Here is a 13,196-nt window from a genome sequence, read left to right as displayed (position 1 = left end):
CGCAGGCCATGTCCCATCCAACCGGCTATGAGCGCTGGCTTCGTCCAGCCGTGGAGTTGTACAGCGTTGTCGCCTGCATGCTAGCGGCTGGCCTTGTTGCACTCATCCCCGAAACGTTCGGGCTCTCGGCCCCAATGGTCTCATTCGCCACAACGGCATTCCTATGCCTCGCCGCCGCACGGCTGTATCAGGCTCATCGCATCCTGCGCTACCGACGCAATCTTCGGCGGCTGCCTGCCTACACCCTGTCCAGCGCTGCGATACCGGTCAGCACGCAAACGCTGTTCATCGGCCGTGGGTTTCGCTGGGAGGCGCGGCATACCCAACGCTTGCTCGAGACCTATTTGCCGCAGTGCCGCCGCTATGTCGAGCCAAGCCGGTATGACCGCTTTATCCAATACCTTTTCAAACAGCCTTCGCGGCGCGGTCACCTGACTCAAGCCGCCATTGGCGGCCTGCCTCGCCTTCATGGCGTCGAGCCTGACGAGCAAGACGTCTGCCTACCCTTGAACGAGCGGGTGGGCCATACGCTGGTACTGGGTACAACGCGGGTCGGCAAGACGCGGCTGGCCGAGCTCTTCATCGCGCAGGACATCCACCGTCGCAATGCGCAGGGCGAGCATGAAGTGGTGATCGTGTTCGATCCCAAAGGCGATGCAGATCTGCTCAAGCGGATGTACGCCGAAGCCAAGCGCGCCGGCCGTGAGCAGGAGTTTTTGGTGTTCCACCTGGGCTGGCCCAACAGCTCGGCTCGGTACAACGCCGTCGGCCGTTTTGGTCGTATCTCCGAGGTGGCTACTCGTCTTGCCGGGCAACTCTCAGGTGAAGGCGATAGCGCCGCCTTTCGCGAGTTTGCCTGGCGCTTCGTCAACATCATCGCGCGCGCGCTGGTGGAGTTGGGTCAGCGCCCTGACTATCGGTTGATCCAGCGCTATGTCATCAACATCGATGCGCTGTTTATTCAGTACGCCGAACACTACTTCGCCACACGTGAGCCCGAGGCGTGGGAGGCAATCCTCACGCTTGAGGCGGGACTGAACAACCGTAATCTGCCGCGGCACATGATTGGGCGGGAGATCCGAGTCGTTGCCCTCGAGCAGTACCTTTCCAATACGCATCACTTCGATCCGGTGCTCGATGGCCTGCGCAGCGCCGTGCGCTACGAGCGCAGCTTCTTCGACAAGATTGTGGCATCCCTCCTGCCCCTGCTGGAGAAGCTCACCACCGGCAAGATCGTCCAGTTGCTCTCGCCTGACTACGAGGATCTGCAGGATCCGCGGCCCATCTTCGACTGGCTACAAGTCGTTCGCCAACGCGCCATTGTTTATGTGGGCTTGGATGCCCTATCCGATGCCGAGGTCGCCGCAGCCGTAGGCAATTCCATGTTTGCGGATCTGGTTTCGGTGGCGGGACACCTCTACAAGTTCGGCGTCGACAGCGGATTACCCGGCGGCAAGCCAGGCACCAAGCCAACCATCAATCTGCACGCCGATGAGTTCAACGAACTGATGGGTGATGAGTTTATTCCCCTGGTTAACAAGGGCGGCGGCGCTGGCGTTCAGGTGACGGCTTATACCCAGACCCTGTCGGATATCGAGGCGCGGCTAGGTAATCGCGCCAAGGCGGGTCAGGTGATTGGCAACTTCAACAACCTATTCATGCTGCGTGTACGCGAAACAGCCACGGCCGAGCTGCTGACCCGCCAACTCCCCCAGGTCGACGTCTATACACCCGCGCAATCCAGTAGCGTCACCGATACCTCTGATCCAGCGGCTGCCAGCGCCTTCACCTCCAGCACTCAAGATCAGCTCGTGGGCAGTCGCCGGCCTCTCATCGAGCCCGCTCATCTCGTCGCGTTGCCCAAGGGGCAGTGCTTTGCGCTGCTTGAGGGTGGTGCGCTGTGGAAGGTGCGCATGCCCTTGCCGCTACCAGACACTGATGATGATTTACCGGCTGATCTTCGCGCGTTGACCGCTGCCATGCGTCGGCGCCCGTTCGGACCTAAGACGGCTGAGCCATCTGGCGAACCAGACTCAACACTCCCGACCGCCCCAGAGCCACCGGTGACTTCGACTGCTGGGGCATCTCCTCATGAGTGAAGCTGTAGACACCCGGCCGCGTCGTTACGGAGGGTTTACCCAGCTTCTGCTACTGCCCTTTACCGTCCTGGGCCTGCTGTGCGCCGCGCTGCTCCTTCGGCTTTTGCTGGAAGGCTTCGGCATGCTGTTCGTTTGGCCGGATAACCGCGATCTGCACGCGCAGATCCTTTACGAGCAGGATCGACGCGATCTCGCCCGCACGCCTTGGCCGGATCGATGGCAGTCGATCTCCCGTACGTGGCTAAATACCAAACGCTCAGTGCAGCTCATGGCGCTATCCAACCCATGGATCGAGCTGCAGGGCAGGCTCCCAGCCGTACCCAGCATCCTTGGCTATAAGACGCCGCGTTTGCCTTGGGCAAAAGAACGTTCGGGGCTAAAAGAGGCTTTATCTGCAGCTCGGCACAGCGCGCTGAGCATTGGCATACGAAGCCTACTGCTGCTTCAGGCTCTGCCTCTGCTGATGCTGAGCGTGCTCGTCGGTACCGTAGACGGCTTGGTCCGACGGCAAGTGCGTCGCTTCAACGTACAGCGTGAATCGGGCTATCTCCATCACCGCGCGAAGGCCCTCTTCGTTCCACTGACACTGCTGCCAGGGTTCATGTACCTGGTACTGCCCATCAGCCTGTCTATTGCCAGCTTTGCGATTGTGAGTGCGATCCTGTCAGGCCTGATGGCCGCAATCGCCATTGGGACTTTCAAGAAGCATCTCTGACGAACAGCTTCGGCTATTCCATCTAGCAAGACCTATAGGGAAGTAATCGCCAGCCAGGCTACGACACGTTTCACGTGGAACCCTGCACTGTTTATTGATCGTGCGCGCCCAGATATAACCCTTAGCAGTTTTCCAGCTGTTCGCTCATCAAGCCAAGCACGATAAGCCGCCCAACGAGCGGTCCTTTTACTTCATCACCCGAGGATAGAAGCTGCTTCCAGACAGGGCTTTAGGGATCAGCCGGGATCTCATGAAGACGTTACGCTCTGGTCGTCTCGAGTAGCTCGGCATGCTGTTCGAAGTCATCCGCTAGCTGCTGCAGCGTGATACTTCGCAGGCGCGTCAGCAGCAAAGCCTGCGCGGCATCGAATGCCTCGGTCAGCGCATTGTTTACGGCTCGCTCAACCAGACATTCAGGATGATCGGTCGCCAAACCTATGGCGAAAATCGACGACGACCCGAGCGCCTGATGGATATCTAGCAGTGTGATCTGTGCAAGGGGCTTTGCCAGCATCCACCCTCCCCGATGACCCTTTTCAGAACGAACGTACCCCTGCTCCTTGAGCAGGGCCATCGTCCTGCGCACGACCACCGGATTGGTACTCAGCATCTGCGCCAAGGTGTCAGACGTCGCAGGCTGTTCATGGCGAGCCATGTGAATCAGCGTATGCAGCATCCGCGATAGGCGCGTGTCATTTCTCATAGCTCAAAAGCCTCATTCAAGCCGGCCAGCATCTCTCGACACAAGAAAAGTTACAAGAGCTAGACTTTCGCTCATCACGTAACTTATGTTGTTTCCTGAAATTCAAGAGGGAAATTCCATGATCTACGATGTGATCGTTGTGGGTGGCAGCTACGCCGGTGTGTCCGCTGCCATGCAACTGGCTAGGGCGCGCCGTTCTGTGTTGGTGATTGATGCTGCGCAACGCCGTAATCGATTCGCTGGCACGTCTCATGGGTTCCTGGGGCAAGACGGCAACAGCCCAGATGCAATTGCTGACCAAGCACGTCGGCAACTACTCGCCTACCCATCCGTCACCTGGCATGACGCGTCTGCGGTTGCAGCAGAGAAACAGACCGATGTGATCTCTATCGCTACAAGCGATGGCCTCACCTTCAATGCCCGTCGGCTGATTCTGGCTTCCGGCGTCACCGATGAGCTGCCAGATATTCCTGGCTTGGCTGAGCGCTGGGGGCGACAGGTCTTCCACTGCCCTTACTGCCATGGGTATGAGCTGGACAAAGGAAACATCGGTGTCCTGGCTAGCTCACCACTCGCTATCCATCAGGCCGTGATGCTGCCTGATTGGGGAGCAACAACCTTGTTCCTCAACGGCGCCTTCCAGCCCGATGCAGAGCAAAGCGAGAAGCTTGCACAGCGTGGCGTTTTGCTCGAGCAAGAGCAGGTTGTTTCTATTGGTGGGGAGCGGTTGGAAGTGACACTGGCCAGTGGTCATGTGATTACGCTTGCTGGACTGTTCGTCCAACCACGCACGCATCTGAACAACCCCCTGATCAAGCAGTTGGGCCTTGCCGTTGAAAGCGGTCCCTTAGGCGATTTCCTGACAGTAGATCAAATGCGGGAAACCAGCGTGGCAGGCGTGTTTGCCTGCGGAGATGCGGCAGTGGCTGCCGGTAACGTTGCGATCGCGGTCGGCGACGGTGCTCGCACAGGTGGCGCAGCTCACCAGTCGTTGATCTTTCGCTGAGCGAAGCAACTTCAGGCCGCCGGCTTTCTACCAAAGCACTAGCACGTATTAACCTGTCTTCTTGGCAAGGACAGTAGCGCACCTGCCAGCTCTACCTTATCTGACAGGTGCAGCGTCATTGCTCAAGAGGGTTGTTAACGTCGTGCTTCTGTCAGGGCTTGGCGGTAAAGCACGACAACATCGTTAAGCAACTCGCGCATCATCGACGCAAGCAGTTGCTGACGAAGTTCTCCGTTCTCTACCGACTCAGACGCCAACTGATCCAGCAGATCGCTCAGCACTGAAACATGCAACTCAGCTTCGGCATCCGGCGTATCCGACTCGAAGTCTGGCTGGCGCGCCCGAAGCAGAGGCGTTGGAAAAGGAACAATGGTGCTGGTGCGACTAGTCATGGCACACCTCCGTGCGAGAGGTAAGACACGTAGTTGGATGTGCCAGGCGGAGCCCGGGCTTGAAAGGAGGACGAGGCATTTTCCTTTTACTCCTTGGACAGGTTAAGGAACCGCCTACCAGCCTTCTCACGAGCATAGGAGGCGGACCGTGCAAGGGTGAGAATCCGGCGTCCAAGGGAACCGGCCAGGCAAAAGCCTGCCTCACACGGCCCGCCATAGAGGAGCATTAGCGCAGCATGCAAATACTGGCTAAGCACTATGACGCTACCGCGCCTTGGACAACTTCCAGGTTCTCACGCCCGGTCGCGGGATTGACCACGACAGCCAAAATCTAACGTTCGTAGTTACCGGTTGCAACCAACAAACCGGCTGGCGTGCGCTCCGCTTTCTCGGTGAGGCCGCCGTCCACAGAAAACCGGGTACGCGCTGAATCGGATTTTCTGCGGCGTGACGCTCCCGTAAACGGCACCTTCGCGCCATCGAATCGCTCAGGACGCGAGCAAGATGGCAACGCGCAAAGGCCTCGCCCTACTTCAGTGGGCACTCCTCCTCACACCGCTCTCGGTTGCCCTAAGCGCCCCCCAAGCGCAGGCGGGCGACAGTGACGCTGAGCGTGAGCAGCTAGCCGCCGTCATCCGGCAGCTGACGATCACCGAACACCTGGCCGTCCAGACCGCTGCGCGCACAGCCCCTGCAGGCACCCGCTACCACTTCGACTATGCCCGCCTACAGCAAGACCTGCAGCGCATCCGCCAGGGCATCAAACACTACCTGACGCCGTCTCGGGCCCAGCCCAGGGATCTGCAGCCGCTGGCAGGTGACTACGCCCGCGAGGTCGATCCACATGAGGCGTCCTCGCCATGACCCTCTCCGCCGCACAGAGCACAGCCTTTCAGGCCAGCGGTGGCTTCACCCCTGCTGCCGTCTCCACGGTGGTGCTGAGCCTGGTCTTTGCCGTCTTTCAGCTCTGGGGCGTCTGGGCACTGCGTACGGCCTTCGTGAGCTGGGCCGAACACCGCATGACCCAACGCCAGCTGCTGGGCGTCGCGGTGCGTTTTTTCTTCCTGTACCTGGCCCTGATTTTTCTACTGCTCTCCTGACTCGTGGAGGACCTGAACGTGTCTACATCGCTGTTGCACATCTGCCCTCGCCGTCTTGCTCAATCTCTGACGGCCGTCAGTGGTATCGGGCTGATTGAAGGCGCCTACGCCGCTGGCTTGCCCAAGATGGAAGCGCCCACCCGTGGCCAGGGCACCGGTATCCTGCAAACCCTGCAGAACTACGGCTACGACATCGTCATGCTGGTTGCGCTGCTGGTCGTGGCGTCCATGTTTATCGGCGTGTGCTACCACGCCTATACCCGCTACTCCGAGATCCACACTGGCCGCGCCACCTGGGGGCAATTTGGTCTCACCGTGGCCGTAGGCGCCATGCTGTTGGTTGTGGGGATCTGGCTGCTGACCACCGCCATCGGTGTGCTCTGACACGCGGAGCGGCCCCTCACCATGGAGACTGTACGCGCCGAAGACGGCCAGGTTCTGTTCCTGCCCCACCGACTCAATCGCCAACCGGCTGTTGTCCGAGGGCTGACCGCGGACGAGCTCTGGTTTGCTACCACGCTGTTTGCGTTGATTGGGCTAGGGCTGAGTCTGCCGCTGGCGGTTGTAGTTGGGCAGCTGGCGGTGTTGCCCACCGGCATCCTCATCACCCTGGCGGTTGGGCTCTACCTGAGCAGCGGATTGCTGCAGACCCTCAAGCGCGGACGACCTGATACCTGGCTGCATCGGCACCTGCAATGGCAGGTAGCAACCTGCCTCCCCCTCCTGGCCGCCTGGGTCGGCGGACAGGCGTTGATCCTGCGCTCAGGCACCTGGAGCACACGACGTTCCCGGCCGGTCCTGCGTAAAGGGGAGCGCTGGTCATGAGCCGCTTTCGCCACGAAATTGTGCATCTGCAGGCGCACATACGCACCCTTCGCCTGTCCGCCGCTGCCCTGGCCCTACTGGCGTTGCTACTGGGCCTTGGCTGGTGGAGCGCGCCGCGGGATCTGACCATCCATATCCCGCCTGACCTGCGTTCAGGCAGCACCCGACGCTGGTGGGACGTACCGCCCGAAAACGTCTATGCCTTCGCCTTCTACATCTGGCAGCAGCTGCAGCGCTGGCCCAGCGATGGCGAGGCGGATTACCCGCGCAACCTCAAAACCCTCTCGGCCTACCTCACGCCCGCCTGCCAGGCCTTCCTCGAGCAGGACTATCAGCGTCGACGCGCCAACGGCGAGCTGCGGCTACGCGTCCGGGGCGTCTACGAAATCCCAGGACGCGGCTACGGCGAGGACCCGGCGCGTCGGGTCAGGGTGATCTCGGCTCGCGACTGGATCGTCACGCTGGATCTGACGGCGGACGAGTACTACAGCAGCGAGCAGATCAAGCGGGCGCTGGTGCGCTACCAGCTCAAGGTCGTACGGCTGGATCAAGACCCTGAGCACAACCCGTTCGGCCTTGCGCTGGACTGCTATGCCCAGCCGCCACAACGCATCGACCCCCATCCGGACCCGACGCCTGCTCAAGAACCAGGAGCCGCCACATGACTCGCCAGCCCCTATCCCTGCTCGCCGCGCTGTTCCTTGGGCTCGGTGTGCCAGCACCCGGTCATGCCACACAGATCCTGCATTGGAAGCGCCTGCCCCTCGCGGTGCCGCTCACGGTAGGCCAGGAACGTGTCGTGTTCCTTGACCGCAAGGTGCGCGTTGGCGTCCCTACAGCCCTGAATGATCGCTTACGTATCCAAAGCACCGGCGGCGCGCTGTACCTGCGCGCCAGCACCGTGCTTCCGCCCACGCGGCTGCAGGTACAGGATGTGCAGACGGGCATGATCATCCTGCTCGACATCGCCGCAGAGCCGGCCAAATCGGGGCAACCGGCAGCGGAGCCGATTCGTATCGTCCTGGATGCGCCAGAAGAGGGCTCGCCGCCTGCGCCGACTACGCCCGAAGCCGGTACTGCTCAGAGCGCTCCGGACGCGGCCCTGGCGATGACCCTGACCCGCTATGCCGCCCAGCGTCTCTATGCACCCTTACGCACCCTTGAGCCGGTCAAGGGCATTCGCCCCGCCGCGGTGGAGCAAGAGCTGCCCCTGGACAGCCTGTTGCCAGGGCTACCGGTTAGGGCACGCGCCCTCGTCGCCTGGCAACTGCAGCACCTGCGGGTCACCGCAGTTCGCCTGAGCAATCAAAGCGCACGTCCTATCGCGTTGGTGCCCGAAGCACTACAGGGCGACTTTGTGGCTGCCACCTTCCAGCACCCCGACCTTGGCCCATCCGGTCAGGCCACCGATACCACAGTGGTTTATCTCGTTACTCGCCACCAGGGACTGCGGGGCGCCGTGCTCCCCAGGGTCACGCCCTTCCCAGACGTCGCACCTTGCCCTCCTGTCTTGCGCGCGCTGCGCCACGGTAATGTCGATGAAGACCAGTAGCCTACTCAAATGGGCGGCCATTCCCCTGGCCGGCATGATGACTGCCGTTGGCCTTACGCGATGCACCGGGTCCTCCAGTACGTCTGATGTTGAGCCCGAAACCGCTCATGCGCTGACCCAAGAGGAACGCGCCGCTTTGGGGGTTGAAGGCGACTCCCCTCGGGACACCGTCGCGACCCTGGTAGCTCAGGTCAAGCAGCTGCGTCAGGAGCTGGAGACTGCAACGCGCGATGTGCAGCACTCACGTCAGGCGTCCGACCGTCCTGAGGATGCAACCGCGCTGGTTGATCAGCGAATCGAGCACGCCCTGCAGGCTGAGCGGGCGCAGCGGCAGCAGGCTCAGGAGCAGCTGGCGCGTGAACGGCAACAGACCGAACAACTGCTCAACGACGTCAAGCAGCGCCTGCACACCCCCGTACAGGACGATGCTACGGAGCTGCCGGTAGGACTCGGCCTGGAGCCCACCCAAGAGTCGACGGCTGAAGCACCACTGCGCTGGATTGAGCCAAGCGATGTGCCACCTGACGCTCCGCCCAGCAAGAGCCAGGCGCATCCACTGCAGCTGGGATTAGCCCCTGAGTTGCCACCTGCCCCAGCCCCTAACGACCGAATGAGCCACGCGCCTGATGCTCCGGCCAAACCGGTCTATACCTTGCCGGCCAATGCCACCCTGGTAGGTTCGGTCGCCATGACGGCCCTGATCGGCCGAGTCCCCGTCGACGGCACGGTGAATGACCCCTACCCCTTCAAGGTGCTGATCGGCCCGGACAACCTGACCGCCAACGGCATCGAATTACCCGACGTGGCCGGCGCCGTGGTTAGCGGAACGGCCTCTGGCGACTGGACCCTGTCCTGCGTCCGCGGACAGATCCGCAGCCTGACCTTCGTCTTTACCGACGGCACGATCCGCACCCTGCCTGACGATGACCCGCCCAGCGGCCAGGCCCGGCGCGGTGAGTCAGCGGACAACGCCCTGGGCTGGATCAGCGATGACCAAGGCATTCCCTGCGTAGCGGGTGAACGGCGTAGCAATGCGGCCCAGTACCTGGGCTCGCAGGCCTTGATCACCGCTGCAGGTGCCGGCGCGGCATCGCTGCTGTCAGCCGACAAGGGCACGCAGGCCGTCTTCAGCGGCGCCGGCACGTTCGGCACCACCAGCACGCCCGGACAGGGGGCACTCAACCAGATCCTGGCCAGTGGCATGCAGGACCTGTCGCAGTGGGTCAACCGGTTCTATGGCCAAGCCTTCGCGGCGGTGTACGTCAAGCCCGGCGCCCAGGTCGCGGTTCACCTGGAGCGGCCTGTCACGCTGGATTACGCCCCCCAAGGGCGACGCGTTCATCACCTGACCGGAGGCCTCCATGCAGCGCCCTTGGACTAACACGACGCTCTCGCTTGCCACCCCGCTGCTGACCCTTGCGCTGGCAGGCTGCGCCAGCAAGGACACCCTACTGCCGCCCGGTGATCACAGCATGCTCGACCTCTGGCGTACCCACACGAGCAGTGTCCAGGGCGCCGAGGTTCGCCTGAACGAGGCCCGGCAGCAGGTGCATCGTCCGTTGTCCGTCGGAGATGAGCACCCCTCCAGCGGCCCGCGTGCAGACCTGCGCCAGCGCGCTCATTCCCTCAACCAGCAGTTTCCCCGCCTGCCCAACCCTGACCTGGTGATGTATGTCTTCCCGCATTTGGCCGGCGAGGAGTCGGTTCCGGTACCAGGCTACAGCACAGTATTTCCGCTCTATCGACACGTACCCTACGCCCTGCCCGGTGAGCGCGTGGAGGACTACTGATGCGCCGCGCTTGGCTCCGCTGGCCGCGCCTGCGCCAGACGACACCGGATCCTCAGTCATCGGATGCCTGGCAGGCCCATGTCATGCGGCTAGCCAAGCACGGGCTGGCCGCCCCGGGCGCCTGCCTGGACCCGTCCAAACGCCGGCCTGCCACCCAGGCGGATCAGGACAGGCTGTACGCCCAGGCGCCCTCGTTCGTCGATCTCCTGCCGTGGGTGGAATACCTGCCTGACGCGCAGTGCATGCTCTTGGACGATGGCCGCTCGGTGGCGGCCTTCTTCGAGTTGCAACCACTGGCGACAGAAGGACGCGAGCCTGACTGGTTCGCGCAAGCGCGCGACGCCGTAGAAACCGCCCTGCAGGAAACACTCGATGAGCACGACGAGAGCCCCTGGGTCGTACAGTTCTATGCCCAGGACGAGCCCACCTTCGAGGCTTACCTCAACACACTGTCCGAGTACGTCCGCCCTCTCGCGCGTCACAGCATCTTCACGGACTACTACCTGCGTCTGACCGCCCGCCACCTGCAGGCGGTCAGCACGCCTGGCGGACTGTTCGACGACACCACCGTGACCCAGTTGCCCTGGCGTGGGCAGCACCGACGTACCCGGATGGTCGTCTACCGGCGCCTTCCCGCCACCGCGCGCCGCAGCCCTGTGTCAGCGCCTGAGCAGGATCTGAATGCAACCTGCGACCGCCTTATTGCGGCGCTTGCCAGCGCGGGTGTGTCCAGCACACGCCTGGACGCTGCCGCCATCCATGACTGGCTGCTGCGCTGGTTCAATCCCGATCCCACTCACCTGGGCCATACCGACGCCGACAAGGCACGCTTCTACACCCTGACCCGCTATCCGGACACGACACCACCCGACGCCTTGGAATTGGCCAGCGGGACCGATTTTGCGCAGCGCCTTTTCTTCACGCCACCTCGCTCAGACCGAACAACAGGGGTGTGGTACTTCGACGATCAGCCTCATCGCGTCCTGGTGGTTGATCGACTGCGTCAGCCTCCGGAAGCAGGCCACCTGAGCGGTGAGATGCGGCATGGTGAGGCCCTTAATGCGGTAATGGATCAGCTACCAGAGGGCACGGTGATGTGCTTGACGGTAGTCGCAACGCCACAGGATGGATTGGAAGCGCAGCTCAATACGCTGGCACGTAAGGCCGTGGGCGACACCCTCGCCTCCCTGCACACCCGCCAGGACGTCGAACAGGCCCGAGCCCTGATTGGCGGACAGCACAAGTTGTATCGAGGCGCGCTGGCGTTCTATGTGCGCGCACCGGCAATGGAGAGTCTGCGCCAACGCTGCCATACACTTAACAACGTGCTGCTGACGGCAGGCCTGCAGGTGGTACGCGAAGACGCGGAGGTGGCGCCGCTTAACAGCTACCTTCGTTGGCTACCCGCAGTCTTTGATCCTGCGGCCGACCGCCGGCATTGGTATACCCAGTTGATGTTCGTGCAGCACGTCGCGAACCTGGCCCCTGTCTGGAGCCGTAGTACGGGAACGGGTCATCCCGGCATCACCTTCTTCAATCGAGGCGGAGGTCTGGTGACCTTCGACCCGCTGAGCCGCCTTGATCGCCAGATGAACGCCCACCTGTTTCTGTTCGGTCCAACCGGGTCGGGCAAGAGCGCGACCTTGAATTACCTACTGCAGCAGGTGACCGCCCTGTACCGACCTCGATTATTCATCGTCGAGGCCGGTAACTCCTTTGGACTGTTTGCCGACTTCGCCGCCCGCCTGGGGTTATCCGTTCACCGCGTAACCCTCACACCGGGCAGCGGCATCAGCCTGGCCCCCTTTGCCGATGCTTGGCGACTGGTCACACCAACCATGACCGAAGCGCTCGACAGTACAGAGGGTGAGCATTCGGAGGCGTCGGATGAGCAACGTGATGTCTTGGGCGAACTGGAGATCATCGCGCGCCTAATGATCACCGGCGGTGATCCACGCGAGGACGCACGCATGACCCGCGCAGACCGAAGCCTGCTGCGTCAGTGCCTGTTGGCGACCGCCGAACGTTGTGTCGCACAGGGACAGCCCGTGCTGACCCGCGATTTCTGCGCCACGTTACGCGAGCAGGCGCGCGACGACGCCCTTCCCGAACCTCGACGCGCCCGCCTCTTGGAAATGGCCGAAGCCATGAGCCTGTTTTGTCAGGGCAGCGACGGCGAACTCTTTGATCGCCCTGGCACCCCGTGGCCTGAGGCTGACATCACCCTGGTGGATCTGGCGACCTTTGCCCGGGAGGGCTATGGCGCGCAGCTTGCCGTGGCCTACGTCAGCCTGATCAACGCCGTGAACAACCTGGCTGAGCGCGATCAGTTCCTGGGACGCCCTTTGATCAACGTCACCGACGAAGGACACATCATCACCAAGAACCCACTGTTGGCACCCTATGTGGTCAAGATCACCAAGATGTGGCGAAAGCTCGACGCCTGGTTCTGGCTGGCCACTCAGAATCTGGACGACTTGCCAGCAGCAGCCGAACCCATGCTCAACATGATCGAGTGGTGGATCTGCCTGTCGATGCCGCCCGATGAGGTCGAGAAGATCGCCCGCTTCCGCGAGCTGACGCCGGCACAGAAGGCCTTGATGCGCTCTGCGCGCAAGGAGGCGGGCAAGTTTAGCGAAGGGGTCATCCTGTCCAAGTCGATGGAAACGCTCTTTCGCGTGGTACCGCCTAGCCTCGTTCTGGCCTTGGCCATGACCGACCCGGAAGAAAAAGCTGAGCGCTACCGCTATATGCAACAGGACGGGCTCAGCGAATTGGACGCAGCGTTCAAAATGGCAGAGGCGCTTGACCAGCAGCGTGGCATTACCACGGCCCTCCTGGACCCTCCTAGGCCGCCGCCTAACTGAACAAGCGGCCGCTCAGGCAGACCTGTCGCTCATTATCCGCAGGGATGATCAGTCGCCGCACTGCCATAGGCTTTATAGAAAACGCATACCCTAATCTGCATGCTCCACCCAAGCGTGGCCAAATCGATTTATCCAAGCAAGGCGGTA

14 protein-coding genes are annotated in these 13,196 nt (G+C 62.1%); 12 read left to right on the top strand and 2 right to left on the bottom strand.

Annotated features, from left to right (window positions below; all coding sequences use genetic code 11):
- The first annotated feature begins 8 nt into the window (after nucleotides 1-8).
- A complete protein-coding gene (gene traD / locus QMX82_RS00665) occupies nucleotides 9-2,099 on the top strand; it encodes a type IV conjugative transfer system coupling protein TraD (protein WP_282280850.1) in 2,091 nt (696 codons plus the stop codon).
- Nucleotides 2,092-2,814 (top strand): DUF4400 domain-containing protein, encoded by a 723-nt coding sequence (locus tag QMX82_RS00660; protein ID WP_282280849.1) that lies wholly within the window; start codon nucleotides 2,092-2,094, stop codon nucleotides 2,812-2,814. The genes traD and QMX82_RS00660 overlap by 8 nt, the downstream gene beginning before the upstream one ends.
- Nucleotides 2,815-3,073: 259 nt before the next feature.
- Here QMX82_RS00660 and QMX82_RS00655 read toward each other — a convergent pair whose 3' ends face one another.
- Entirely contained in the window at nucleotides 3,074-3,517 is a 444-nt protein-coding gene (locus QMX82_RS00655; RefSeq protein WP_282280848.1) for an Rrf2 family transcriptional regulator, read from the bottom strand.
- Between the two features lie 118 nt (nucleotides 3,518-3,635).
- Here QMX82_RS00655 and QMX82_RS00650 point away from each other — a divergent pair, with 118 nt between their 5' ends.
- Complete coding sequence (locus QMX82_RS00650; protein ID WP_282280847.1) at nucleotides 3,636-4,523, top strand: NAD(P)/FAD-dependent oxidoreductase; 888 nt, start codon at nucleotides 3,636-3,638, stop codon at nucleotides 4,521-4,523.
- Between the two features lie 134 nt (nucleotides 4,524-4,657).
- Here QMX82_RS00650 and QMX82_RS00645 read toward each other — a convergent pair whose 3' ends face one another.
- Entirely contained in the window at nucleotides 4,658-4,915 is a 258-nt protein-coding gene (locus QMX82_RS00645) for a hypothetical protein (protein ID WP_282280846.1), read from the bottom strand.
- Between the two features lie 504 nt (nucleotides 4,916-5,419).
- Between QMX82_RS00645 and QMX82_RS00640 the strand changes: the two genes are divergently transcribed.
- The 9 genes from QMX82_RS00640 (at nucleotide 5,420) to QMX82_RS00600 (ending at nucleotide 13,049) form a co-directional block, all read left to right on the top strand.
- Nucleotides 5,420-5,779, top strand: a complete 360-nt coding sequence (locus QMX82_RS00640; RefSeq protein WP_282280845.1) for an integrative conjugative element protein, RAQPRD family — start codon at nucleotides 5,420-5,422, stop codon at nucleotides 5,777-5,779.
- The gene (locus QMX82_RS00635) at nucleotides 5,776-6,015 is read left to right on the top strand and encodes a TIGR03758 family integrating conjugative element protein (RefSeq protein ID WP_115946264.1); all 240 of its coding nucleotides are present in this window, start codon (nucleotides 5,776-5,778) and stop codon (nucleotides 6,013-6,015) included. Before QMX82_RS00640 ends, QMX82_RS00635 begins: the two co-directional genes overlap by 4 nt.
- Nucleotides 6,016-6,081: 66 nt before the next feature.
- Nucleotides 6,082-6,399 carry a TIGR03745 family integrating conjugative element membrane protein gene (locus tag QMX82_RS00630; protein WP_237509559.1) on the top strand — a complete coding sequence of 106 codons (318 nt, stop codon included), beginning with the start codon at nucleotides 6,082-6,084 and terminating at the stop codon, nucleotides 6,397-6,399.
- Nucleotides 6,400-6,420: 21 nt separating this feature from the next.
- Nucleotides 6,421-6,840, top strand: coding sequence for a TIGR03750 family conjugal transfer protein (locus tag QMX82_RS00625; RefSeq protein WP_282280844.1), 420 nt, complete (start codon nucleotides 6,421-6,423; stop codon nucleotides 6,838-6,840).
- Nucleotides 6,837-7,505, top strand: coding sequence for a PFL_4703 family integrating conjugative element protein (locus tag QMX82_RS00620; protein WP_282280843.1), 669 nt, complete (start codon nucleotides 6,837-6,839; stop codon nucleotides 7,503-7,505). Before QMX82_RS00625 ends, QMX82_RS00620 begins: the two co-directional genes overlap by 4 nt.
- The gene (locus tag QMX82_RS00615; RefSeq protein WP_282280842.1) at nucleotides 7,502-8,392 is read left to right on the top strand and encodes a TIGR03749 family integrating conjugative element protein; all 891 of its coding nucleotides are present in this window, start codon (nucleotides 7,502-7,504) and stop codon (nucleotides 8,390-8,392) included. The genes QMX82_RS00620 and QMX82_RS00615 overlap by 4 nt, the downstream gene beginning before the upstream one ends.
- The gene (locus QMX82_RS00610; protein ID WP_282280841.1) at nucleotides 8,379-9,773 is read left to right on the top strand and encodes a TIGR03752 family integrating conjugative element protein; all 1,395 of its coding nucleotides are present in this window, start codon (nucleotides 8,379-8,381) and stop codon (nucleotides 9,771-9,773) included. The genes QMX82_RS00615 and QMX82_RS00610 overlap by 14 nt, the downstream gene beginning before the upstream one ends.
- Complete coding sequence (locus QMX82_RS00605; protein WP_282280840.1) at nucleotides 9,754-10,182, top strand: TIGR03751 family conjugal transfer lipoprotein; 429 nt, start codon at nucleotides 9,754-9,756, stop codon at nucleotides 10,180-10,182. The genes QMX82_RS00610 and QMX82_RS00605 overlap by 20 nt, the downstream gene beginning before the upstream one ends.
- The gene (locus tag QMX82_RS00600; RefSeq protein WP_282280839.1) at nucleotides 10,182-13,049 is read left to right on the top strand and encodes a conjugative transfer ATPase; all 2,868 of its coding nucleotides are present in this window, start codon (nucleotides 10,182-10,184) and stop codon (nucleotides 13,047-13,049) included. Before QMX82_RS00605 ends, QMX82_RS00600 begins: the two co-directional genes overlap by 1 nt.
- Nucleotides 13,050-13,196: the final 147 nt, after the last annotated feature.

The organism is Pseudomonas sp. PS02302 (assembly GCF_029959585.1).
Lineage (GTDB): Bacteria > Pseudomonadota > Gammaproteobacteria > Pseudomonadales > Pseudomonadaceae > Chryseomonas > Chryseomonas aestiva.
This window is presented reverse-complemented; position numbering and strand designations above follow the sequence as displayed.

What these genes read in the sequence shown, in the direction of transcription:
- QMX82_RS00645 (WP_282280846.1), bottom strand. Translation starts at nt 4,915, where the DNA reads ATGACTAGTCGCACCAGCACCATTGTTCCTTTTCCAACGCCTCTGCTT.
- QMX82_RS00625 (WP_282280844.1), top strand. Translation starts at nt 6,421, where the DNA reads ATGGAGACTGTACGCGCCGAAGACGGCCAGGTTCTGTTCCTGCCCCAC.
- QMX82_RS00610 (WP_282280841.1), top strand. Translation starts at nt 8,379, where the DNA reads ATGAAGACCAGTAGCCTACTCAAATGGGCGGCCATTCCCCTGGCCGGC.
- QMX82_RS00635 (WP_115946264.1), top strand. Translation starts at nt 5,776, where the DNA reads ATGACCCTCTCCGCCGCACAGAGCACAGCCTTTCAGGCCAGCGGTGGC.
- QMX82_RS00620 (WP_282280843.1), top strand. Translation starts at nt 6,837, where the DNA reads ATGAGCCGCTTTCGCCACGAAATTGTGCATCTGCAGGCGCACATACGC.
- QMX82_RS00655 (WP_282280848.1), bottom strand. Translation starts at nt 3,517, where the DNA reads ATGAGAAATGACACGCGCCTATCGCGGATGCTGCATACGCTGATTCAC.
- QMX82_RS00615 (WP_282280842.1), top strand. Translation starts at nt 7,502, where the DNA reads ATGACTCGCCAGCCCCTATCCCTGCTCGCCGCGCTGTTCCTTGGGCTC.
- QMX82_RS00660 (WP_282280849.1), top strand. Translation starts at nt 2,092, where the DNA reads ATGAGTGAAGCTGTAGACACCCGGCCGCGTCGTTACGGAGGGTTTACC.
- QMX82_RS00605 (WP_282280840.1), top strand. Translation starts at nt 9,754, where the DNA reads ATGCAGCGCCCTTGGACTAACACGACGCTCTCGCTTGCCACCCCGCTG.
- QMX82_RS00650 (WP_282280847.1), top strand. Translation starts at nt 3,636, where the DNA reads ATGATCTACGATGTGATCGTTGTGGGTGGCAGCTACGCCGGTGTGTCC.
- QMX82_RS00600 (WP_282280839.1), top strand. Translation starts at nt 10,182, where the DNA reads ATGCGCCGCGCTTGGCTCCGCTGGCCGCGCCTGCGCCAGACGACACCG.
- traD (WP_282280850.1), top strand. Translation starts at nt 9, where the DNA reads ATGTCCCATCCAACCGGCTATGAGCGCTGGCTTCGTCCAGCCGTGGAG.
- QMX82_RS00640 (WP_282280845.1), top strand. Translation starts at nt 5,420, where the DNA reads ATGGCAACGCGCAAAGGCCTCGCCCTACTTCAGTGGGCACTCCTCCTC.